At 70.9% G+C, this 22,209-nt stretch carries 19 protein-coding genes; 9 read left to right on the forward strand and 10 right to left on the reverse strand.

The annotated features are described in order from the left end of the window. Nucleotides 1-196 precede the first annotated feature (196 nt). From metK to ACIOHP_RS37720, 7 genes are all read left to right on the forward strand, one after another. Nucleotides 197-1,405 carry a methionine adenosyltransferase gene (metK, locus tag ACIOHP_RS37690; RefSeq protein WP_401894494.1) on the forward strand — a complete coding sequence of 403 codons (1,209 nt, stop codon included), beginning with the start codon at nt 197-199 and terminating at the stop codon, nt 1,403-1,405. Between the two features lie 88 nt (nt 1,406-1,493). Continuing rightward, nucleotides 1,494-2,477 carry a carbohydrate kinase family protein gene (locus ACIOHP_RS37695; protein WP_361561247.1) on the forward strand — a complete coding sequence of 328 codons (984 nt, stop codon included), beginning with the start codon at nt 1,494-1,496 and terminating at the stop codon, nt 2,475-2,477. Further along, complete coding sequence (gene metH / locus ACIOHP_RS37700) at nt 2,474-5,977, forward strand: methionine synthase (protein WP_401894496.1); 3,504 nt, start codon at nt 2,474-2,476, stop codon at nt 5,975-5,977. The genes ACIOHP_RS37695 and metH overlap by 4 nt, the downstream gene beginning before the upstream one ends. Then, nucleotides 5,974-6,879, forward strand: coding sequence for a methylenetetrahydrofolate reductase [NAD(P)H] (gene metF / locus ACIOHP_RS37705; protein ID WP_401894498.1), 906 nt, complete (start codon nt 5,974-5,976; stop codon nt 6,877-6,879). Before metH ends, metF begins: the two co-directional genes overlap by 4 nt. Further along, complete coding sequence (gene ahcY, locus ACIOHP_RS37710) at nt 6,857-8,266, forward strand: adenosylhomocysteinase (protein WP_361494806.1); 1,410 nt, start codon at nt 6,857-6,859, stop codon at nt 8,264-8,266. The genes metF and ahcY overlap by 23 nt, the downstream gene beginning before the upstream one ends. Nucleotides 8,267-8,289: 23 nt before the next feature. Beyond that, entirely contained in the window at nt 8,290-8,418 is a 129-nt protein-coding gene (locus tag ACIOHP_RS37715) for a hypothetical protein (RefSeq protein WP_327722894.1), read from the forward strand. 207 nt (nt 8,419-8,625) lie between these two features. Next, on the forward strand, nt 8,626-8,952 hold the full coding sequence (locus ACIOHP_RS37720) for a DUF6059 family protein (RefSeq protein WP_361494802.1): 327 nt from the start codon (nt 8,626-8,628) through the stop codon (nt 8,950-8,952). An 85-nt stretch (nt 8,953-9,037) separates the two neighbouring features. On the opposite strand, the gene ACIOHP_RS37725 is transcribed toward ACIOHP_RS37720, so the two are convergent. The 10 genes from ACIOHP_RS37725 to ACIOHP_RS37770 all read right to left on the reverse strand — a co-directional run bounded on the left by ACIOHP_RS37725 (nt 9,038) and on the right by ACIOHP_RS37770 (nt 18,114). Beyond that, complete coding sequence (locus tag ACIOHP_RS37725; RefSeq protein ID WP_401894501.1) at nt 9,038-9,628, reverse strand: malonic semialdehyde reductase; 591 nt, start codon at nt 9,626-9,628, stop codon at nt 9,038-9,040. A 90-nt stretch (nt 9,629-9,718) separates the two neighbouring features. After that, nucleotides 9,719-10,735 (reverse strand): 3-oxoacyl-ACP synthase III family protein, encoded by a 1,017-nt coding sequence (locus tag ACIOHP_RS37730; RefSeq protein ID WP_401894504.1) that lies wholly within the window; start codon nt 10,733-10,735, stop codon nt 9,719-9,721. 96 nt (nt 10,736-10,831) lie between these two features. Next, on the reverse strand, nt 10,832-12,001 hold the full coding sequence (locus tag ACIOHP_RS37735; protein ID WP_361554832.1) for a hydroxymethylglutaryl-CoA synthase: 1,170 nt from the start codon (nt 11,999-12,001) through the stop codon (nt 10,832-10,834). A 3-nt stretch (nt 12,002-12,004) separates the two neighbouring features. Continuing rightward, on the reverse strand, nt 12,005-13,066 hold the full coding sequence (locus tag ACIOHP_RS37740) for a hydroxymethylglutaryl-CoA reductase (protein ID WP_159038250.1): 1,062 nt from the start codon (nt 13,064-13,066) through the stop codon (nt 12,005-12,007). After that, nucleotides 13,063-14,157, reverse strand: a complete 1,095-nt coding sequence (fni, locus tag ACIOHP_RS37745) for a type 2 isopentenyl-diphosphate Delta-isomerase (RefSeq protein WP_361554829.1) — start codon at nt 14,155-14,157, stop codon at nt 13,063-13,065. Before fni ends, ACIOHP_RS37740 begins: the two co-directional genes overlap by 4 nt. Next, the gene (locus ACIOHP_RS37750; protein ID WP_401894507.1) at nt 14,154-15,263 is read right to left on the reverse strand and encodes a phosphomevalonate kinase; all 1,110 of its coding nucleotides are present in this window, start codon (nt 15,261-15,263) and stop codon (nt 14,154-14,156) included. The genes fni and ACIOHP_RS37750 overlap by 4 nt, the downstream gene beginning before the upstream one ends. Continuing rightward, nucleotides 15,260-16,288, reverse strand: a complete 1,029-nt coding sequence (gene mvaD / locus ACIOHP_RS37755; protein WP_401894509.1) for a diphosphomevalonate decarboxylase — start codon at nt 16,286-16,288, stop codon at nt 15,260-15,262. The genes ACIOHP_RS37750 and mvaD overlap by 4 nt, the downstream gene beginning before the upstream one ends. Then, the gene (mvk, locus tag ACIOHP_RS37760) at nt 16,278-17,285 is read right to left on the reverse strand and encodes a mevalonate kinase (RefSeq protein WP_361554820.1); all 1,008 of its coding nucleotides are present in this window, start codon (nt 17,283-17,285) and stop codon (nt 16,278-16,280) included. Before mvk ends, mvaD begins: the two co-directional genes overlap by 11 nt. Before the next feature lie 95 nt (nt 17,286-17,380). Continuing rightward, nucleotides 17,381-17,575, reverse strand: a complete 195-nt coding sequence (locus tag ACIOHP_RS37765) for a hypothetical protein (RefSeq protein WP_361554817.1) — start codon at nt 17,573-17,575, stop codon at nt 17,381-17,383. Continuing rightward, complete coding sequence (locus ACIOHP_RS37770; protein WP_401894512.1) at nt 17,572-18,114, reverse strand: hypothetical protein; 543 nt, start codon at nt 18,112-18,114, stop codon at nt 17,572-17,574. Before ACIOHP_RS37770 ends, ACIOHP_RS37765 begins: the two co-directional genes overlap by 4 nt. Nucleotides 18,115-18,570: 456 nt before the next feature. On the opposite strand from ACIOHP_RS37770, the gene ACIOHP_RS37775 reads away from it, so the two are divergent. Beyond that, nucleotides 18,571-20,625, forward strand: coding sequence for an FAD/NAD(P)-binding protein (locus ACIOHP_RS37775; RefSeq protein WP_401894515.1), 2,055 nt, complete (start codon nt 18,571-18,573; stop codon nt 20,623-20,625). 5 nt (nt 20,626-20,630) lie between these two features. Further along, the gene (gene pcaB / locus ACIOHP_RS37780) at nt 20,631-22,061 is read left to right on the forward strand and encodes a 3-carboxy-cis,cis-muconate cycloisomerase (protein WP_401894764.1); all 1,431 of its coding nucleotides are present in this window, start codon (nt 20,631-20,633) and stop codon (nt 22,059-22,061) included. Nucleotides 22,062-22,209: the final 148 nt, after the last annotated feature.

Consider the following 22,209-nt stretch of genomic DNA (forward strand, 5'->3'; position numbering starts at 1 on the left):
AACGGATCCGGGGCCACGGCACCGACGTACCACGGGCGAGACGGCCGAACCGCCGTCCCGGCGGCCCACTCCGCTGGGGTTCCGCCGCTCTTCGAGTGCTCCTCGTTCGAGGTCGTCCATCTTGGGCTGTGTCACGGGTGACCTCGCCCAGTCTCTGACGCCCTTCGTGCTGTGGGCCGCAACCATCAGGAGAGCCATGTCCCGTCGTCTGTTCACCTCGGAATCCGTGACCGAGGGTCACCCCGACAAGATCGCCGATCGGATCAGCGACACCATCCTCGATGCGCTGCTGAGCCAGGACCCCACCTCGCGCGTCGCGGTGGAGACCCTGATCACCACCGGTCAGGTGCACATCGCCGGTGAGGTCACCACCTCGGCCTACGCCCCGATCGCCCAACTCGTGCGCGACGCCATCCTCGACATCGGCTACGACTCCTCGGCCAAGGGCTTCGACGGCGCCTCCTGCGGTGTCTCGGTGTCCATCGGCGCGCAGTCCCCCGACATCGCGCAGGGTGTCGACACCGCGTACGAGAAGCGCGTCGAGGGCGACGAGGACGAGCTCGACAAGCAGGGCGCCGGCGACCAGGGCCTCATGTTCGGCTACGCCACGGACGAGACGCCCAACCTGATGCCGCTGCCCATCGAGCTGGCCCACCGGCTCTCCCGCCGGCTGACCCAGGTCCGCAAGGACGGCACCGTCCCCTACCTGCGCCCCGACGGCAAGACCCAGGTCACCATCGAGTACGACGGCGACAAGGCCGTCCGTCTCGACACCGTCGTGGTCTCCTCGCAGCACGCCTCCGACATCGACCTGGAGTCGCTGCTGACCCCCGACATCCGCGTCGAGGTCGTCGAGCACGTCCTGGCGCAGCTCGCCGACGAGGGCATCAAGCTGGAGACCGAGGGCTACCGCCTCCTGGTCAACCCGACCGGCCGCTTCGAGATCGGCGGTCCGATGGGTGACGCGGGCCTGACCGGCCGCAAGATCATCATCGACACGTACGGCGGTATGGCCCGCCACGGCGGCGGTGCCTTCTCCGGCAAGGACCCGTCCAAGGTGGACCGTTCGGCCGCGTACGCGATGCGCTGGGTCGCCAAGAACGTCGTCGCCGCGGGCCTCGCCTCCCGCTGCGAGGTGCAGGTCGCGTACGCGATCGGCAAGGCCGAGCCCGTCGGCCTGTTCGTCGAGACCTTCGGCACCCACACCCTCCCGGTGGAGAAGATCCAGCAGGCCATCGGCGAGGTCTTCGACCTGCGTCCGGCCGCGATCATCCGCGACCTGGAACTGCTGCGCCCGATCTACGCCCAGACCGCCGCCTACGGCCACTTCGGCCGTGAGCTGCCCGACTTCACGTGGGAGCGCACCGACCGCGCCGAGCAGCTCAAGGCAGCCGCGGGCATCTGAGCCCGACACCTGACGGCCGGGCCCGACGGTCGCGGCCGACGCCGTGCCATACCGGCGATCAGCGACCGAAGCGACCGAAGGAGTTCCCGTGCGCATCGCGGTGACAGGATCCATAGCCACCGACCATCTGATGGTCTTCCCCGGACGGTTCACGGACCAGCTGCTTCCCGAGCAGCTGGCCCACATCTCGCTCTCCTTCCTCGTCGACCGTCTCGAGGTGCGCCGGGGCGGCGTCGCCGCCAACATCGCCTTCGGGCTCGGCGGCTTCGACCTGTCGCCCCTCCTGGTCGGGGCGGTCGGCACGGACTTCGCCGAGTACGCGGTGTGGCTGAAGGAGCACGGTGTCGACACCGGGGGAGTGCACATCTCCGCCGAACGGCAGACCGCCCGCTTCATGTGCATCACCGACGAGGACGCCAACCAGATCGCCGCGTTCTACGCGGGCGCCATGACCGAGGCCCACGACATCGACCTGCGTGCCCTCGTCACCGGCCCCGACCGCCCCGGACTCGTCCTGGTCTCGCCCAACGACCCGGCGGCGATGCTCCGCCACACCGCCGACTGCCGCACCCTCGGCCTGCCCTTCGCGGCCGACCCCTCGCAGCAACTGGCCCGCCTGGACGGCGACCAGGTCCGCGACCTGGTGGACGGCGCCGCCTGGCTGTTCACCAACGAGTACGAGGCCGCGCTGCTGAAGGAGCGCACCGGCTGGAGCCGCGCCGAGATCCTCGCGGTCGTCGGCACCTGGGTCACCACCCTGGGCGAGAAGGGGGTACGCATCGAAAGCGCCGGACAGCCCCCGCTCGACGTCCCCGCCATCCCCGACACCGACACGGCCGACCCGACCGGCGTCGGCGACGCCTTCCGCGCCGGTTTCCTCGCCGCCGTCAGCCACGGCGTACCGCTCGAACCCGCGGCCCGACTGGGCTGCGCGCTGGCCTCCGTGGTCCTCGGCGCGGTGGGCTCGCAGTCCTACGAGGTCGACCTGGCACAGCTGTCCGGCATCGTCGAGCGAGCCTACGGCCCCGGTACGGCCGCCCCGCTCGCGCCAGTCCTCGGAGAACACTCATGACCGCTGACCACCGCACCCGCATCGCCGCGCTCCGCGAGGCCTTCGCCACCCGTGTGGTGGTCGCCGACGGGGCGATGGGCACCATGCTCCAGGCCCAGGACCCCACGATGGAGGACTTCCAGCAGCTCGAGGGCTGCAACGAGATCCTCAATGTGACCCGGCCCGACATCGTGCGCTCGGTGCACGCCGAGTACTTCGACGCGGGCGTCGACTGCGTCGAGACCAACACCTTCGGCGCCAACCACGCGGCCCTCGCCGAGTACGACATCCCCGAACGCGTCCACGAACTCTCCGAAGCCGGCGCCCGCGTGGCCCGTGAGGTGGCCGACGAGTACACCGCCCGCGACGGCCGCCAGCGCTGGGTCCTCGGCTCGATCGGCCCCGGCACCAAGCTGCCCACGCTCGGCCACGCCCCGTACACCACCCTGCGCGACGCCTTCCAGCAGAACGCCGAGGGCCTGGTCGCGGGCGGCGCCGACGCCCTGCTCGTCGAGACCACCCAGGACCTCCTCCAGACCAAGGCCGCCGTCCTCGGCGCCCGCCGGGGCCTTGAGGCACTCGGCCTGGACCTGCCGCTCATCGTGTCGGTGACGGTGGAGACGACCGGCACGATGCTCCTGGGTTCGGAGATCGGCGCCGCGCTGACCGCGCTGGAGCCGCTCGGCATCGACATGATCGGCCTGAACTGCGCGACCGGGCCCGCCGAGATGAGCGAGCACCTGCGCTATCTGGCCCGCCACTCGCGCATTCAGCTGTCCTGTATGCCGAACGCCGGTCTGCCGGTGCTGGGCAAGGACGGCGCCCACTACCCGTTGGGCGCCCCGGAGTTGGCCGACGCGCAGGAGAACTTCGTCCGCGAGTACGGCCTCTCGCTCGTGGGCGGCTGCTGCGGTACGACGCCGGAGCACCTGCGCCAGGTCGTCGAGCGGGTGCGCGGACTGGCCCCGGCGGCACGGGATCCGCGTCCGGAACCCGGTGCGGCTTCGCTCTATCAGACGGTGCCGTTCCGGCAGGACACGTCGTACATGGCGATCGGTGAGCGGACGAACGCGAACGGGTCGAAGAAGTTCCGTGAGGCCATGCTGGAGGGCCGCTGGGACGACTGTGTGGAGATGGCGCGTGACCAGATCCGCGAGGGCGCGCACATGCTGGACCTGTGCGTGGACTACGTCGGGCGTGACGGTGTCGCCGACATGGAGGAGCTGGCCGGCCGGTTCGCCACCGCCTCGACGCTGCCGATCGTGCTGGACTCCACCGAGGTGCCGGTCATCCGGGCCGGGCTGGAGAAGCTCGGCGGGCGTGCGGTTATCAACTCCGTCAACTACGAGGACGGCGACGGCCCCGAGTCCCGCTTCGCGAAAGTCACCCGGCTCGCCCAGGAGCATGGTGCCGCGCTGATCGCGCTGACCATCGACGAGGAGGGCCAGGCCCGGACCGTCGAGCACAAGGTCGCCATCGCCGAGCGGCTCATCGACGATCTGACCGGGAACTGGGGGATCCACGAGTCGGACATCCTCATCGACACCCTGACCTTCACCATCTGCACGGGGCAGGAGGAGTCGCGTAAGGACGGCATCGCCACCATCGAGGCGATCCGCGAGCTCAAGCGCCGCCACCCGGACGTGCAGACCACGCTGGGCCTGTCGAACATCTCCTTCGGGCTGAACCCGGCCGCCCGGATTCTGCTCAACTCCGTCTTCCTGGACGAGTGCACGAAGGCGGGTCTGGACTCGGCGATCGTGCACGCCTCGAAGATCCTGCCGATCGCCCGGTTCAGTGAGGAAGAGGTGCAGACGGCCCTCGATCTGATCTACGACCGGCGTGCCGAGGGCTACGACCCGCTGCAGAAGCTGATGGCGCTGTTCGAGGGCGCCACCGCGAAGTCGCTGAAGGCGGGCAAGGCCGAGGAACTGGCCGCCCTGCCGCTGGAGGAGCGCCTCAAGCGCCGCATCATCGACGGCGAGAAGAACGGGCTCGACCAGGATCTGGACGCGGCTCTCCAGGAACGCCCCGCTCTGGACATCGTCAACGACACCCTCCTGGAGGGCATGAAGGTCGTCGGCGAGCTGTTCGGCTCCGGCCAGATGCAGCTGCCGTTCGTCCTTCAGTCCGCCGAGGTCATGAAGACCGCCGTCGCCTATCTCGAACCGCACATGGAGAAGACGGACGACGACGGCAAGGGCACGATCGTGCTGGCCACCGTCCGCGGCGACGTGCACGACATCGGCAAGAACCTCGTCGACATCATCCTGTCCAACAACGGCTACAACGTCGTCAACATCGGTATCAAGCAGCCGGTCTCCGCGATCCTCGAGGCGGCCGTGGAGCACAAGGCCGACGTGATCGGCATGTCCGGGCTCCTGGTCAAGTCCACGGTGATCATGAAGGAGAACCTGGAGGAGCTCAACCAGCGCGGCCTGGCCGCCGACTACCCGGTCATCCTCGGCGGAGCCGCCCTCACCCGTGCCTATGTCGAACAGGACCTGCACGAGATCTACGAGGGCGAGGTCCGCTACGCCCGCGACGCCTTCGAAGGCCTGCGCCTCATGGACGCGCTCATCGCCGTCAAGCGGGGCGTCCCCGGCGCCAAGCTCCCCGAGCTGAAGCAACGGCGGGTCAAGAGCACCGCGACCGCGACCGCCGTCGTGGCGGAGAGCCCCGAACGGGGACGCTCCGATGTCGCCGTCGACAACCCCGTGCCCACGCCCCCCTTCTGGGGGACCCGCGTCGTCAAGGGCATCCAGCTCAAGGAGTACGCGTCCTGGCTCGACGAGGGCGCCCTCTTCAAGGGGCAATGGGGCCTCAAGCAGACCCGCAAGGGCGACGGGCCCACGTACGAGGAACTCGTCGAGACCGAGGGACGGCCCCGGCTGCGCGGCTGGCTCGACCGGCTCCAGACGGAGAACCTGCTCGAAGCGGCAGTCGTGCACGGCTACTTCCGCGCCGTCTCCAAAGGCGACGACCTGATCCTGCTCGACGAGAACCGGTCCGAACTGACCCGCTTCTCCTTCCCGCGCCAGCGCCGCGGCCGCGGACTGTGCCTCGCCGACTTCTTCCGCCCCGAGGAGTCGGGGGAGACGGACGTCGTCGGCCTCCAGGTCGTCACCGTCGGCTCCCGCATCGGCGAGGAGACAGCCAAGCTGTTCGAGGCCAACGCCTACCGCGACTACCTCGAACTGCACGGCCTGTCCGTCCAGTTGGCCGAGGCACTCGCCGAGTACTGGCACGCCCGCGTGCGCGACGAGCTCGGTATCGCCGCGGGCGACCCGGGCTCACTGGACGGCATGTTCCGCACCGAGTACCAGGGCTGCCGCTACTCCCTTGGCTACCCGGCCTGCCCCGACCTGGAGGACCGCGCGAAGATCGCCGACCTTCTCCAGCCCGAACGCATCGGCGTCCATCTGTCCGAGGAGTTCCAGCTGCACCCCGAGCAGTCCACGGACGCGATCGTCCTGCACCACCCCGAGGCCAGCTACTTCAACGCCGGAGGCCGGGAATGACCACCCTGCGCGACATCCTCGACGGAGGGACCCCGTCGTTCTCCTTCGAGTTCTTCCCGCCGAAGACGGCCAAGGGGGAACGGACCCTGTGGGAGGCGATCCGCCGGATCGAGCCGCTCGCGCCGAGCTTCGTCTCGGTCACCTACGGGGCCGGCGGCTCCTCCCGCGACCGCACCGTCGAGGTGACCAAACGGATCGCGACCGACACGACCCTGCGACCCGTCGCCCACCTCACCGCGGTCGGCCACTCGGTGGCCGAGCTGCGGCACATCATCGGCCAGTACGCCGACGCCGGCGTCCGGGACGTCCTCGTCCTGCGCGGCGACCCGCCCGGCGACCCGAACGCCCCCTGGATCCCGCACCCCGACGGCTTCACCCACGCCGACGAACTGGTGCGTCTGGTCAAGGAGTCGGGGGAGTTCAGCGTCGGTGTGGCCGCCTTCCCGGAGCGGCATCCGCGCTCGGCGGACTGGGACAGCGAGATCCGGCACTTCGTCGCCAAGTGCAGGGCGGGCGCCGACTACGCCATCACCCAGATGTTCTTCCACGTCGAGGACTATCTGCGGCTGCGCGACCGGGTGGCCGCCGCGGGCTGCGACACCCCGATCATCCCGGAGATCATGCCGGCCACCGACGTACGCCAGATCACCCGCTTCGCCGAACTCAGCGGAGCCGCCTTCCCCGAGGACCTGGCGCACCGCCTGGACGCGGTACGCGACAACCCCGCGGACGGCCACCGCATCGGCGTCGAGTACGCCACCGCCATGGCCGACCGGCTCCTCGCCGAAGGCGCCCCGGGGCTGCACTACATCACGCTGAACCGCTCGACGGCGACGCTCGAAATCCACCGCGACGTACTGAACTCAAGGAGTGCCCAGCATGCCCTCGCAGCCCAGCGCTGACTTCACGGACTTCAAGGTCGCCGACCTCTCCCTCGCCGAGTTCGGCCGCAAGGAGATCACCCTCGCCGAGCACGAGATGCCCGGCCTGATGGCGATCCGCAAGGAGTACGCCGAGGCGCAGCCGCTCGCCGGTGCCCGGATCACCGGCTCGCTCCACATGACGGTGCAGACCGCCGTCCTCATCGAGACGCTGGTCGCCCTGGGCGCCGAGGTCCGCTGGGTGTCCTGCAACATCTTCTCCACCCAGGACCACGCGGCCGCCGCCATCGCCGCCGCCGGTATCCCGGTGTTCGCCTGGAAGGGCGAGACGCTGGAGGAGTACTGGTGGTGCACCGAGCAGGCCCTCACCTGGCCCGGGCACGCCGGCCCGAACATGATCCTCGACGACGGCGGTGACGCCACCCTCCTCGTCCACAAGGGCGTCGAGTACCGCAAGACGGGTGAGCTGCCGGTCGCCGAGAACGAGGAACTGGCCGTGGTGCGGGCCCTGTTGGAGAAGAGCCCGCTGGACTGGACGCGGATCGCCTCGGAGATCCGCGGGGTGTCGGAGGAGACCACGACCGGTGTGCACCGTCTGTACGAGATGCAGCGCGACGGGGTTCTGCTGTTCCCGGCGATCAACGTGAACGACGCCGTCACCAAGTCGAAGTTCGACAACAAGTACGGCTGCCGCCACTCCCTCATCGACGGCATCAACCGCGCCACCGACGTCCTCATCGGCGGCAAGACCGCGGTCGTGTTCGGCTACGGCGACGTCGGCAAGGGCAGTGCGGAGTCCCTGCGCGGTCAGGGCGCCCGGGTCATCGTCACCGAGGTCGACCCGATCTGCGCCCTCCAGGCGGCGATGGACGGCTACCAGGTGACGACCCTGGACGAGGTCGTCGAGACCGCCGACATCTTCATCACCACGACCGGCAACAAGGACATCATCATGGCCGCCGACATGGCCAGGATGAAGCACCAGGCCATCGTCGGGAACATCGGCCACTTCGACAACGAGATCGACATGGCCGGCCTCGCGAGTGTGCCGGGCATCGTCAAGGACGAGGTCAAGCCGCAGGTCCACACCTGGACCTTCCCCGACGGCAAGACGATCATCGTCCTGTCCGAGGGGCGCCTGCTGAACCTGGGCAACGCGACCGGTCACCCGTCGTTCGTGATGTCCAACTCGTTCGCGGACCAGACGCTGGCCCAGATCGAGCTGTTCACCAAGCAGTCGGAGTACCCGATCGGCGTCTACACGCTGCCCAAGCACCTCGACGAGAAGGTCGCCCGCCTCCACCTCGACGCGCTCGGCGTGAAGCTGACGACGCTGCGCCCGGAGCAGGCCTCCTACATCGGCGTCGACGTCGACGGCCCGTACAAGCCGGACCACTACCGCTACTGAGCCGACCCGGCAAGGAGGACCAGGTGTACGACATCTTGGAGGAGGACAGCAGACAGTCCCACGACGTCCCGGCCCTCGCCCCGCCGCTCCGGCTCGCCGGCATCGACGAGGACGACAGCTGGGAACCCCACGTCGTACGCGGCATCGACTGAGCCACCTCCGACGTTTCCATCCGCCCCACCCACGAGGCGCGCTGCACACCGCAGCGCGCCTCTTCGTCGTGCCCGTACGGGGGTGCCGCCGTACGGGTTCCGTGGCCGGAAACCGCACAAGCGCGCACCAAGTTCTCTCCACCGGTCCACGAGTGAACCTTGCGAATCTCTTTAGGAAACGACGAGTGGAGGCGTGGAGGTGCAGTCATGATTCGGATGCTGCGTGGTGTTCTACGGGTGATGGTCAACCGCTGCCTGCGGCCTCTGTGGCGGGGCCTGGCGTCCTACGGAGCCGTCTACGTGGGCCCCGAGGCGTTGCAGGCCATGGACCCTCCCCGCACCGCCACACGCTCCCAGAACCGCCTGGTGCGCTACGCGCAGGGCAGGTTCCTGGTGCTGCCACCGGGGGTCGGCGGGCCGCCGCCGGCGCACCCCGAGCGGCTGCGTGAGGACATACCACTGACCCCGCAGGAACTACAACTCGTGCGCGACGTGTGGCCCGCATACGAACACAGCGCCCGCGACCGCGGCTGACGGCCCCGGGTGCCGTACGGCCGAAAAGGGCCGGGCGCGGCGAGCAGATGCTCGCCGCGCCCGGCCCTTTTCGCCGTGGCCGGACTCAGACGGTGGTGATGACCTCGTCGACGTCCAGACGCGGGGCGCGCGGGAACCAGGCGTCGGGGCCCGGCCTGCCGATGTTGACGATCATCAGCGGGGTGTGGTCGTCGTCCAGGAACTCCTTCTGGACGCCGGCGGCGTCGAAGCCGCTCATCGGGCCCGCGGCGAGGCCGGCGGCACGGATGCCGATGATGAAGTACGCGGCCTGCAGGGCGCCGTTGAGGACGGCGGACGCCTCCCGGGTCGGACGCTCCGCGTAGAGGAGATCCTTGACCTGGGGGAAGTGCGGGACCAGCCTGGGCAGCTCCTCGTGGAACTCGTTGTCCGTGGAGAGGATCGCGACCAGCGGGGCGCCGGCGGTCTTCGCGCGGTTGGGTTCGGCCATGCGCTGCACCAGGCGCTCACGGGCCTCGGGGGAGCGGACCAGGGTGATGCGCAGCGGGCTCTGGTTGGTGGAGGTGGGACCGTACTTGACGAGGTCGTAGATCGCCTCGATCTGCTCGTCGGTCACCGGCTCGTCGGTGAAGGTGTTGGCCGTGCGGGCCTCACGGAAGAGGAGGTCCTGGGCGGCGGCGTCGAGTACGAGCGCCATGGATGCAACCTTTCGACAGGGCTTCGGGCAGGGGGTTCTACGGGGATCAGGAACCGTGCGTCGGATCGGGGCGGAGTCCGCGGGGACCCCTCACCCCCACTCGACCAGGGCGAAACTCGCGGCCATGCCCCCGCCGAACCCGGCCAGCAGGACCAGCTCGCCGGGGCGGAAGGCGCCCTCGCGGACGGCCTTGTCGAGGGTGATCGGGATGGAGGCGGCGCCCGTGTTGCCGTAGTGCGTGACCGTGCGGTGCATGGTGGCGCGGGGGAGGGCCAGGTCCGCGAAGACGTCGTCGAGCATGGCGCCGTTGGCCTGGTGCGGGATGAAGTGGCTGATGTCCGCGGCCTCGACACCGGCCTCGTGGAGGAACCCCTTGACCAGCTGCGGCAGTTGCTCCACGACGAACCGGCGTACCTCCCGCCCGTCCATCGCGAAGTACTGCAGCCCGGCGTCCAGGCCGGCGTGGTCCAGGGGCTGCCTGCTGCCGCCCGCGGGCACCTGGATCAGGTCCGAGAGGGCGCCGAAGGTATGCAGGGCGACATGCCGTACGACCGGGCCCTGCGTGGTCGGACCGAGGACCATGGCGCCGGCGCCGTCGCCGAACAGGACGACCGTCCTGCGGTCGGCCGGGTCCAGGATCCGCGAGTACGTGTCCGCGCCGATCACCAGCGCGTAACCGCCGCGCCGCAGGACCACGCTGCCGACCGCGGAGAGCGCGAACACGGTGCCGGAACACACCGCGTTGACGTCGAACGCCGCGGTGCTGGCGGCACCGAGGTTGCGCTGCACATAGGCCGCCGTCGGCGGCTGCGGACGGTCCGGCGTGGACGTGGCGACCACGATCATGGACAGCTGCTCGGCGGTGATGCCGGCCGACTTCATCGCGGCACGCGCCGCGGCCGTCGCCAGGTCGGACGTGGCCTGGCCGGGGGCGGCCCAGCGCCGTTCCCGGATCGCGGTCTTACGGGTGATCCAGGCGTCGTCGACGCCGGCCGGCGCGCCGACCTCGTCGTTGGAGACGATCCGCTCCGGCACATAAGCACCCGTGCCGAGGATCCTGATGTCCTTCATAGGGCTGCCGGGGCCCGGGAACGTTGCCTCTGTCATGCGGCTGCCCTCCCCTCAAGTGGTCGGTGAATGGCTGTACGAACGGGCCGACGGGCGGGCGGCGCACGATGGCCGCCCACATGCCCGCGAGACGCTTCAGCGCGCCTGGTAGATCCGCTTGTGGCCGCTGATCCCGGCCAGCCGGAACGGTCCGGTGGTCTGCTCCGGGGTGGCGTGGTCGCCGCCGTCGGTCGGGAACGTCCACTCGTGCAGTTCGCGGTAGCCGGCGTAGTCGACCGTCTTGCGCCGGGAGATCGCCTCGAGGTTCGCGTCCGTGCGCAGATGGTCCTGGTAGCCGGCGACCACGGTCCCGGCGAAGAACTCGGCGACGGAGCCGGAGCCGTAGCTGAGGAAGGCGAGCGGCCGGCCGGTCAGGTCGTCCGCCTGGTCCAGGAGCGCGGCCAGACCCAGGTACACCGACGCCGTGTAGCTGTTGCCGATCACGGTGTTGTACGCCGTGGTCTGGCCGAGGGCGCCCGCGATGACGTCCTTGTCGGTGTCGTAGCCGCAGTAGTTCAGCAGGTGACGGTGGGCCTTGTACGCCATCTTCGTGAACGGCTGGTGGTAGCAGAACGCGGCGAACTCCTCGAGCGCGCGGCCGCCCTGCTCCGAGTAGTCCTTCCAGGTGCCCTCCACGGCCTGGAGGTACGCGCCGATGGACTCCTGTCCGTCGACGAGCGCGGTGGAGAGGTAGTTCGGCCGCCAGAAGTCCATGACGTCGGCGGTGAACAGACCGGACGGGTCCTCGATCCGCACCAGGGCGGGGTCCACGCTGACCAGCATGGCCACCGCCGACGCGCCCTGGGTCGCCTCACCCGGGCTGTCCAGCTCGTACTTGGAGACGTCGCTCGCGATCACCAGGACCTGCTGGGCGGGGTCGCGCTGCACTAGGCCGATGGCGAACTGCAGGGCCGCCGTCGCCCCGTAGCAGGCCTGCTTCAGCTCGACGACACGGGTCGCCGAGGGCAGTCCGATCAGCGAATGGACGTAGATACCGGCCGACTTCGCCTGGTCGATCGAGGACTCGGTGGCGAACACCACCGTGCGGATACGGTCCTTGCCGTGCCGGGCGATGATCGGCGCGGCCGCCGCCGCGGCCATGGTCACGATGTCCTCGTCGGCGGCCGGCACGCTCATCGACTCCTGGCCGATGCCCACGTGGTACTTGCCGATCTCGGTGCCGTTGTAGTCCGCGAGGGCCGTGTGCGGCAGGACGAACTCGCTCGTCGCGAACGACAGATCATGGATTCCGATGGATATGGACATGCCTCATACACCAACCTTTGCGGTCTTGTTGTCGCGTTCCAGCTGGATGTGCGCGCGCATGAGTTCGCCGGGGTTCGTCTGCGCCGCGAGCAGCGAGAGCTCACCGCACAGCACGGTGGCCGCGGCGAGGACGGCGAGCCGGCGGGCGTTCTCGCCGGGCGCGCCGTCGGCCCGGCAGCCGAGCCGGGTCAGGTTCGTCTCGACGAAGCCGAGGCCCTTGCCGTTGCCGACCGTGCCCACGATCAGGTTGGGCAGGGTGCAGGCGAAGTAGAGGTCGCCGTCGCGGTCCTCGGCCATGACGACGCCCTGCGAGCCCTCGATGATGTTGGCCGCGTCCTGGCCGGTCGCCAGATAGAACGCGAGCAGCATGTTCGCGTAGTGGGCGTTGGCCGAGCGGATGCCGCCGGCGAGGAGGGTGCCGAGCAGGTTCTTGCGGATGTTCAGCTCGACGATCTTCGCGGCCGTCGTGTGCAGCACGTCGGCGACGACGTCGCGCGGTACGAGCAGCTCGGTGACGACGTTCTTGCCGCGGCCGAGGATGCCGTTGATGGCGGTGGCCTTCTTGTCCGAGCAGTAGTTGCCGGAGATCGACCCGTAGGAGATGCCCGGGACGGTCTCCAGCAGGTGCGCGAGGAGCGCGTCGGAGGCGAGGGTCGCCATGTTGTGGCCGGAGGCGTCGCCGGTGGAGAACTCGAACCGGATGAACAGCAGGTTGGCGTTGATCTCGTGCCGGATGCCGATCAGCTGGGCGAACCGGCTGCAGCCGCGCACCACTTCGCGCAGCTCGTCGATGCGCGCCTCGATGGTCCGCGCTGCGGTGAGCGCGGTCAGCGCGTCGGTCGCCTCGACGAGTACCGAGCGTGTCATCCGCTCGTCGACGAGGGTGGCGACGATGCCCTTCTCGGCCAGCCGGGAGACCTTCGCGCCGCGGCCGACGGAGGGCCACAGCGGGGACTCGTAGGTGGCGAGCGGGACGTGGGTCTCGGTGTTGGCGACGTTCCCCGAAATGCGGAGGGGGCCCACCCACCTCATGGGGACCCCGGCGATCGCGTGTGCTTCGGTCATCGTGTGCTTCCCGTCATCTCGGTAAGGGCGTCGATGGAGCTGGAGCGCTGGGCGAGCCGCCGCGTGTCGATGCCCCGGTCGGTGCAGAAGGACCGGAGTTCGCCGTGGATCAGCAGGTCGCAGCGGGTCAGGTCGGCGGGGGTGCGGGCGCCGAGCATGGTCTGCAGGGCCGCCAGCTGGTCGAGCCAGGCGGAGATCTTCGCGACCAGCGCGAAGACGTCGCCGTCGAGGAGGGTGCGCAGGAACCCGCCGGAGGAGCCGACGGCGCGGGCGCCGAGGGCGAGGGCGCGGGCCACGTCGAGCGGGGTGCGGACCCCGCCGGAGGCCAGCACGGGGATGTCGACGTCCTGCGCGTCCAGCAGGCAGGCGACCGTGGACTGTCCCCAGTCGTGCAGGTAGGCGTAGTCGGCGAGTTCGCGCCGGCCGTTCTCGATGCGGGCGAAGTCCGTGCCGCCGCGGCCGCTGACGTCGGCGACCCGTACGCCCAGGTTCGGCAGGGCGAGGATCGTCTCGCGGCTCAGCCCGTTGCCGACCTCCTTGACGATCACGGGGACGTCGACGGCGGCCGCGATCCGCTCGATCTGCGCCGCCCACGATCCGAAGGAGCGGTCGCCCTCCGGCATGGGCGTCTCCTGCGCCGTGTTGAGGTGGATCTGCAGGGCGTTGGCCTCGATCAGGTCGATGGCGCGCCGCGCGTTGTCGACGGACGCCGTCGCGTTGACGTTCGCCAGGACGAACCCGTCCGGGTTCTCCTCGCGCAGCACCCGGAAGGTGGCCGCGCAGGACGGGTCCTTGAAGTAGGCGTGCATGGAGCCCGAGGCGATGGCCACCCCGGTCTCGCGGGCCGCGATGGCCAGATCCCGGTTGATGACGCCGGTCTTGGCGCTGCCGCCGGTCATCGCGTTGATGTAGAGCGGCGCCTGCCAGGTGAGGCCGGCGAACGTGGTGGCCAGGGACACGTCCGGGCGGTCGATGCCGGCCAGCGCGTGGTGGACGAAGGACACCTCGTCGAACTGGTTGCGTCCGCTGTGCGCGTGCTGCTGCTCCATGGCGAGCCGGACGTGGTCGTCCTTGCGCTGAGCGCTACTCATGCTTGGTTCCCTTCCGGGGCGGGACGAACGGGCAGGGGCAGCACCCCGGCCGCGGTCCACCGCCCGTGTACGTGTGCGATGTCGTGCGGGGCGTCGGCGGCCAGCAGGGCGATGCCGCAATCGCCGCCCCCCGCCCCGGAGGGTTTGGCCGCGCCGCCGACGGCTTCGGCCGCGTCGCACAGGGCCGTCAGTTCGGGGGTGAAGATGCCGAGGCCGACCTCGTCGTCCAGGCGGGCCAGCTCCTGGCGGGCGCGCCGGATCTGGTGCAGCAGGCCGTCGCCGTCGCCGGATTCGAGGGCGCCGATCGCGGCGTCCACGAAGTCGGCGGTGCTCTCCACGAACTTCTGGTGCGAGGGGGTGCCCCGCCAGGTCCGTCGGTGCAGGCCGGCCACGAGGGAGGTGGTGGAGGCGGGGTTCCCGGTCCAGCCGACCTCGAGGGACAGGCCGTCGGGCGGCGGCAGTTGACGCACCTCGAAGCCCGGCCAGGGGGTGCGCAGTGCTGCCTCGACGCCGTGGGTGCGGGCCAGGTCGAGCACGAAGGCACGGTCGGGTGCCCGGTAGGCGATCCAGCCGCCCCAGGTGCCGGCGGCGAGGTCGCCGCCGGAGCCCTTGGGGTCGATGCGGGCCGTCGCGAGCAGGGCGAGACGGAACCGGGCGTCGGGGGAGAGGTCCAGTCCGCAGTACGAGGCGACGGCGGCGATCGTCGCCACGGTCACCGCGCCGCTGGAGCCCAGGCCGTATTTCCTGCCGTGGTCGTGCAGGGTGCTGGTGATCGACACGCTCAACGGGGGGACGGGCAGGCCGCGTTCGGTGAGCAGGTCGGCCACGGTCTCGATCGCGGTGACGACGTGGGCGGCTTCGCCGTCGTCCCCGGTCAGCCGGCCGTCCTGCCAGTGCCGGTGCACGGGGCGCGGCCAGAGGTCGGAGGAGATGACGACGTCGGTGCCGTCCGTGCGGTCGGTGCCGTCCGTGTCGGACACGGTGACGGTGACGTACCGGTCGACGGCCACCAGGATCGCGGTGTTGCCGGGGTCCACCACCGCGTACTCGCCCGCGATGTACAGCTTGCCCGGCGCGCGCCGCACGACCGTGCGCCGGGAGGTCATCGCTCGTCCCCGGTGAGCAGCCGGGCACCCTTGCCGGGCCCGGCGATGTGCACCGCGCTGTCGGGAGCGGCGCCGCGCACGGCCGTGGCCACCCGGTCCGTGTCCGTACGCCGGCACAGCACCTTGACGTTCGGCCCGGCGTCCATGGTGACGTAGGCCGGGATGCCGTCCCGGCGCAGCTGGAGCACGGCGTCGAGGACGGTGAGGGACGCCGGCGACATGTACCGCACGGCGGGGCGCGCCGCGAGCATGGTGGCGTGCATGCCGAGCGCGTTGCGCTCCGCGATCTCACCGACCGCGTCCAGGTCGCCGCGGCTCAGTGCCGCCCGCATGTCGACGAGGTCGTCCTTGCTGGAGACGGCCCACGGCTCGAACAGGGGTGAGGTGTCGACGGTGCGGCGCATGGCCGTACGGCTGGACACCTCCTTGGGGCCCGCGTTGACGACGGCGACGACGAGCGCCGGGTCCAGGCCCGCGGCGGCGTCGACGGGCTCGGCGTACGAGCTGAGGTCGTCGGTGCCGGCGTGCCAGACCGCGAAGTCCCCGAAGATCGACCGGGAGGCCGAGCCGGAGCCGCGCCGGGCCAGCCGCGACAGGGCACGCGGGTCACCGTCGAGCCCGTAGGCGGCCGCCGCGGCGACGGCGAGGGCGGCGAAGCCGCTGGCGGAGGAGGCGAGACCCGCCCCGGTGGGGACGGTGTTCTCGGTGTCCACGACGGCCCGCTCGACGCTGCCCGCCCGCTCCCGTACGAGGTCCAGGAAGGCGGCGATACGGCGTGCGGCCTCACCGGTCGCGGGCTCCCCGTTGAAGACGACCGTGTCCTGGTCCGCCCCGGGGGCGAGCCGGACCCGGGTCGTCGTCGGGAAGATGTCCAGGGTCATGGACAGGCTGTCGGTGCGGGGCAGGAACAGCCGCTCGTCGCTCTTGCCCCAGTACTTGATCAGCGCGATGTTCGGGTGGGCGACGGCGGTGGCGTCCGTCGCCTGACCCGCCGGCCGCGGTCGCGCGAGCTGTTCAGAGCGCATGAGGGGCGAGCCTCCTCAGCGGAACGACCCACGTCTGGACGGCGCCCGCGTCGTGCAGCCGCCGGGCGACCTCGCTGGCCAGCTCGGGCTGGGTGAGGGCGAGGACACAGCCGCCCAGACCACCCCCGGTGATCTTCGCGCCGAGACTGCCCGCGCCGAGCGCGGCCGCGACCATGGCGTCGATCCGGTCGGTGCTCAGGGCGGCCGCGCGCAGCAGCTCGTGATAGTCCGTCAGCCGTGAGCCGAGCTCTGCCGGCGAGCCGTCGGCGAGGGCCCGCCGGGCCTCCTCGACAAGCTCCGTGGCGCGCGTAAGGAACCTCTCCTCGGCTCCCGCTTCCCTCCGGAACCCGTCGCGCAGCAACTCCACCGCTTCCTTGGTGCTGCCCGCGGTGCCGCTGTCGGCGACGATGAACAAGCCGTCGCAGCCGATGGCCAGTTCCTCGGCCCGGCCCGCCTGGAACAGCAGCGGGGCCGCCGCGCCGACGGTCATGGCGTCGACGCCGCTGGCCCGGCCGTGCGCCATGTTCTCGGCCGTCTGCACCAGGTCGAACGCCGTGGTGTCGGACAGCTCGTGGCCGAAGAGATCGGCCAGGGCGAGAACGATCGCCCGCGAGTTCGCGGCACTGGAGCCGAGCCCGCGGCCGGGCGGGATGGCACCATCGAGGATCACGTCGAGATGCGGCCTGCCCGGCACGCCCATGCGCTCCTTGAACGCCGCGGCCAGCCGCTGCAGACCGTCGGAGGCCAGGGTCACCACGGCCCGCGAGGCGGAACCGGTCATGGTGAAGGACAGGCCGCCCTGGGCGTCGGAGGAGTGGGAGGACCATCCGGCGCTCGCCGTGGCCGTCAGCTGTGGAATCGGCAGCGCGAGTGCCGGAGTTCCGTACACGACCGCGTGCTCGCCCAGCAGGATCGCCTTGGCGTGGGCGCGACCGATGCCGACCGAGCGAGCCCGACGGTTTTCCGAAACCCCCTCCACTGAGGTCGGTAGCGTCAACGCACTCACTCCCCTTGTCGTTTCACGAAAGTCTTCGAGACGGGCGGTTGGCTGTTCTTGCGCGGCAGAACGTGATGCGGGGGAATTCCCGAACATCACCGGGGCGCGGTTCCGCGCCGTTCGGCGATCTGAGTGAGTTCCTCGATGTCGAACTCCGAGCGGCAGTTCGGCGCGCCATAGCGGGTGATCTTCCCGCGGCTGACCCACTTGCGGATCGTCGCTTCGGACACCCCCACGGCGAGTGCGGCCACATTCGTGGGAACAAGCCGGTGGCTTGGCGGTTTCGTCATGCCGGGACACCCTTTCGCTGCCGCTCCATGAGCTGCCGCAGAGTCAGCCATTCGTGCATTTCCCAGGAATGCCCCGCCGAGCATGCGATGCTGCGGCTTCCCGATGCGCCGGTGTTCCTCGGCGAAGCGCTGATCGTGCCGCCGCAGTCGTCCACGACGCACTGCCGGATCAGCGTCTGCCGCGCATGCGGGTCGGGGTCGATCGTGCTGCGCAGTTCGGCGACCAGACCCTCCACCTCACCTGCGAAGTCGGCGGCCGGCGGCTGCGCCGCGAGCCACGGCAGATGCCGCGTCAGAAACCGGGCCAGCTGCGGAACGGAACGGGCCGGCGCGGTGACGCCGAGCTGCTCCACCACGATTTCCGACCACGACTCGAGAGTGGCGAGGAGGTTGTACCTGGCGTCGAGCACCGAGATGTTCAGGTGGTCCCGGTTACGGCTTCCCGAAACCCGGGTGGGGTTGGTCCGCCGGTGGGTCGGAGAAACGTGGTGCAGGCACTCCTGGTGCAGGGCGGGGAGTGTACGCAGATTGCGTTCCACCTGACGGATACAGGGGGCGCAAAGGACGAATCCGGGGACGGCACGGCTCTCATGGGTGTGATTTCTGGGGCACGGGTGAACCATCAACGAATCTCCTTCATGAGGCGGCTCGCCCTCCGCGACCGTGCTGTCCGAATGACCGGATCGATCCTGTGAAGCCTTTTTCTCGAACGTAGCGAGCGGTGCTGGAGTCCCGATACAGCCTCGTTCGCGGCTCGCCGGAGGTGACGTGCCACGTCCCGTTCGGCGGCGGTCCAGCGAAGCCGGGTCATTGCCCCCGCCATTCCTCAAGCGGATTTCCATCCGGGGCCGAGCGGTGATTGAGCGCCTGCCCCGACGGTGGCGGAGGAAGGAGGCACTGTGGACGGTACGCATGGAGGCGAACGCGCAGTAAGCGTCGCACTCACCGCAGGGCCGCCGGTGACGGCGGCCGCACAGTATGCCCTGGACGATCCGATGCCATTCGGCTGTCCGGACGCCCGGGAATCCGCCCGGTCCGCCAGCGGTGACGCGGCGGCGCACTTGGAGGTCTGCCTCGTCGGCGCAGGCCCGCGGGGCCTTTCCGTACTGGAACGGCTCTGTGCACAGGAGAGGAAGTCGCCCCGCTGGGACACCGTCACCGTGCACGTCGTCGACCCGGACCCGCCCGGCTCGGGACGGGTGTGGCGCCCCACGCAGTCCCGGCATCTGCTGATGAACACCGTGTCCTCGCAGGTCACGGTCTACACCGACGCCAGTGTCCGCATCGACGGCCCGCTGGACGAGGGACCGAGCCTGTACGAGTGGGCCAAGGCACTGGTCTCGCACACCCTCGAGGCCGCCCCGCAGGCCGGCTACGACGACGGAGTCCTCGCCGAGGCCCGCCGCCTGGGCCCCGACTCCTACCCCACCCGCGCCCTGTACGGCTGCTATCTGACATGGGCGTTCCAGCGGGTCGTGGCGGGCGCCGCCGCACACGTGACGGTGCGCACCCACCCCGTACGGGCCGTCGCCCTTCACGACGACGACACCCCGGGCGGTTCGACAGGGGAGCAGACCATCGTCCTCGAGGACGGCACCCGGCTGACCGGCCTGTCCGCGGTCGTCCTCGCACAGGGCCATGTACCGGCCCAACTCTCCGACACCGAACGCAAGCTGACCGAATACGCCGAGAGCAGCGGTCTGACCTATCTGGCCCCGGCCAACCCGGCCGACGTGGACCTGTCGGGCATCCGGCCCGGCGAAACCGTGCTGCTGCGCGGACTCGGGCTCAACTTCTTCGACTACCTGGCCCTGTTCACCCACGGCCGGGGCGGCGTCTTCACCCGCGTCGACGGCCGCCTCGTCTACCGGCCCTCGGGCCGCGAACCGCGCCTGTACGCCGGCTCCCGGCGCGGCGTGCCCTACCAGGCGCGCGGCGAGAACGAGAAGGGCGCCCACGGCCGCTACTACCCCCGGCTGCTGACCACCGGGTACATCGCGGCGCTGCGTGCCCGCACTCCCCACCACGGCGCCATCGACTTCGCCGCCGACCTGTGGCCGCTCATCTCCAAGGAGGTGTGCAGCGTCTACTACGCCGCGCTACTCGAGTCGTGCGGTGAACTGCCCGACGTCGTGGAGGAGTTCGTCGAGGCCTATCTGGAGGCCGAACCAGGCGCGGAGGAGGACGTGCTCCTCGACGCGACCGGTATCGACGCCGCCGAGCGCTGGGACTGGAAGCGTGTCGCCCGCCCCTACGGCGACCGCGTCTTCACCGACCAGGCCGCCTTCCGCCACTGGCTGCGCGGCCACCTCGACGACGACGTCCGCCTGGCCCGCCAGGGCAACGTCAGCGGACCGGTCAAGGCCGCCCTCGACGTCCTGCGGGACCTGCGCAACGAACTGCGGCTCGCCGTCGACCACGCCGGCCTGACCGCCGCGTCCCACCGCGACGACCTCGACGGCTGGTACACACCCCTCAACGCCTATCTGTCCATCGGCCCGCCGGCCTCCCGTATAGAGGAGATGGCCGCACTCCTGGACGCCGGCGTCCTCGACGTGACCGGCCCCGGCATGCGCGTCGCCCCCGACCCGGACGACCCGCTCGGCCCCAGCTTCAGCGGCACGTCGAGCGAGATACCGGACGTGCGGGTGCGGGCCACGGTCCTCATCGAGGCCCGCCTGCCCGAGATCGACCTCAGGCGCACCGCGGACCCGCTGATGAACCAGCTGCTGCGCACCGGGCAGTGCCACCCCTACCGCATCCCCGACGGGGAGGGCACGGGCGCCGCGGACTACGAGACCGGCGGCCTCGCCGTGTCCGAGCGGCCCTACCACGTCATCGACGCCAGGGGAGTACTGCACCCGCGGCGCTTCGCCTACGGCGTGCCCACTGAATCCGTGCACTGGGTGACCGCCGCCGGTATCCGGCCCGGCGTCGGCTCGGTCACCCTGGAGGACTCCGACGCCATCGCGGCGGCGGTCCTCGCCCTGCCCGAACTGGCCCGTCCCGTGGCGGAGCCGCTCACCGTGAGGGCGGGGGCGAGCGCATGACCGTCATGCACACGTCCCCGCGGACCGGAACCCTGTCCGCGCATCTGGACGCCGGGCTGCTCTCACCGGTGCGGGCGGGCACCCCCGTCGAGGCGGCCGTCGGCGACAGCGCCTGGCTCCAGGCGATGCTCGACGCGGAAGCGGGCCTGGCCCGCGCCCAGACCCGCTGCGGCACGGTCCCCGCACAGGCGGCCGCGGCCATCACCGCGGCCGCCCGCGCGGAACTGCTCGACGTACGCGAACTGGCGCTGGCCGCGCGGGAGACCGCGAACCCGGTCGTGGGCCTGGTCAAGGCGTTGACCGCGGTGGTCGCCGAACGCTGTCCGGAGGCCGCCGAGTACGTGCACCGCGGCTCGACCAGCCAGGACGTCTTCGACACCGGCGCGATGCTGGTGGCCCAAAGGGCGCTGCGGCTGATCGTCGCCGATCTGCGCGAGGTCGCGGAGGCGCTGGCCGGTCTCGCGGCCACGCACCGGGACACGGCGATGGCGGGCCGCACCCTCGCTCTGCACGCCGTGCCCACGACGTTCGGGCTGAAGGCGGCGGGCTGGCGCGCACTGGTCCTCGACTCCGTCGAGCGCCTGGAACGTCTCGCCGACGGCGGGCTCCCGGTGGCGCTCGGCGGCGCGGCCGGGACCCTGGCCGGGTATCTGCAGTACGCCGGTGAGGGCGCGGACCCCGCGGCCGTACTCGACGAACTCGGCGCCGCGTTCGCCGACGAGACGGGGCTGGCCGTACCCGTGCTGCCCTGGCACGCGCTGCGCACCCCCGTCGCCGACCTGGGGGCCGCGCTCGCCCACACCACCGGAGCGCTCGGCAAGATCGCCGCGGATGTGCTGGTGCTGACCCGTACCGAGGTCGGGGAGGTGGCCGAACCCGCGGTCGCCGGGCGGGGCGCCTCCTCGGCGATGCCGCACAAGCGCAACCCCGTGCTGGCGACCCTGATCCGCTCCGCGGCGCTCCAAGTCCCCGCGCTGGCAACCGTGTTGATGCAGTGCCTGCCCACCGAGGACGAGCGGTCGGCCGGGATGTGGCACGCGGAGTGGCAGCCGCTGCGGGAGGCGCTGCGGCTCACCGGGGGCGCCGCGCACACCGCCGTCGAACTCGCCCGGGGCCTCACCGTCCGCCCGGACCGGATGCGCGCCAACCTCCAGGCGACCGGCGGCCAGCTCGTCTCCGAGCGGGTCTCGGCCGTCCTGGCGCCCCGCATCGGCAAGACGGCCGCCAAGGAACTGCTCACGCAGGCCTCCCTGCTCGCCTCCCGCGCCGGCCTGCCCCTCGCCGAGGTACTGGCCGACCTTCCGCAGCTGGCGGGCGTCCTGAGCCGGGAGGAAGCGACCGCCCTCCTCGACCCCGCCGGATACACGGGCATCGCCGGTCCCCTGGTGGACCGGGCACTGACCGCGCCGGGGCTCGGGCGGGCCCCGGCGCCCTGACGGCAGGGCCGGTGCGTACGGCGTCGTAGGACAGCCGTACGCACCGGCCGCGCCCCACGGACCGACCGGCAGGTCCGGCCGCCCCGGCCGCGTGTGGCCTGCTTCTGTCCAACCTCCCTGGTCCGGCGCGCGTTCGCGCCCCGCCCGC

Origin of the sequence: Streptomyces sp. NPDC087859 (assembly GCF_044742595.1) — a bacterium.
Taxonomy (GTDB): Bacteria; Actinomycetota; Actinomycetes; order Streptomycetales; family Streptomycetaceae; genus Streptomyces; species Streptomyces canus_F.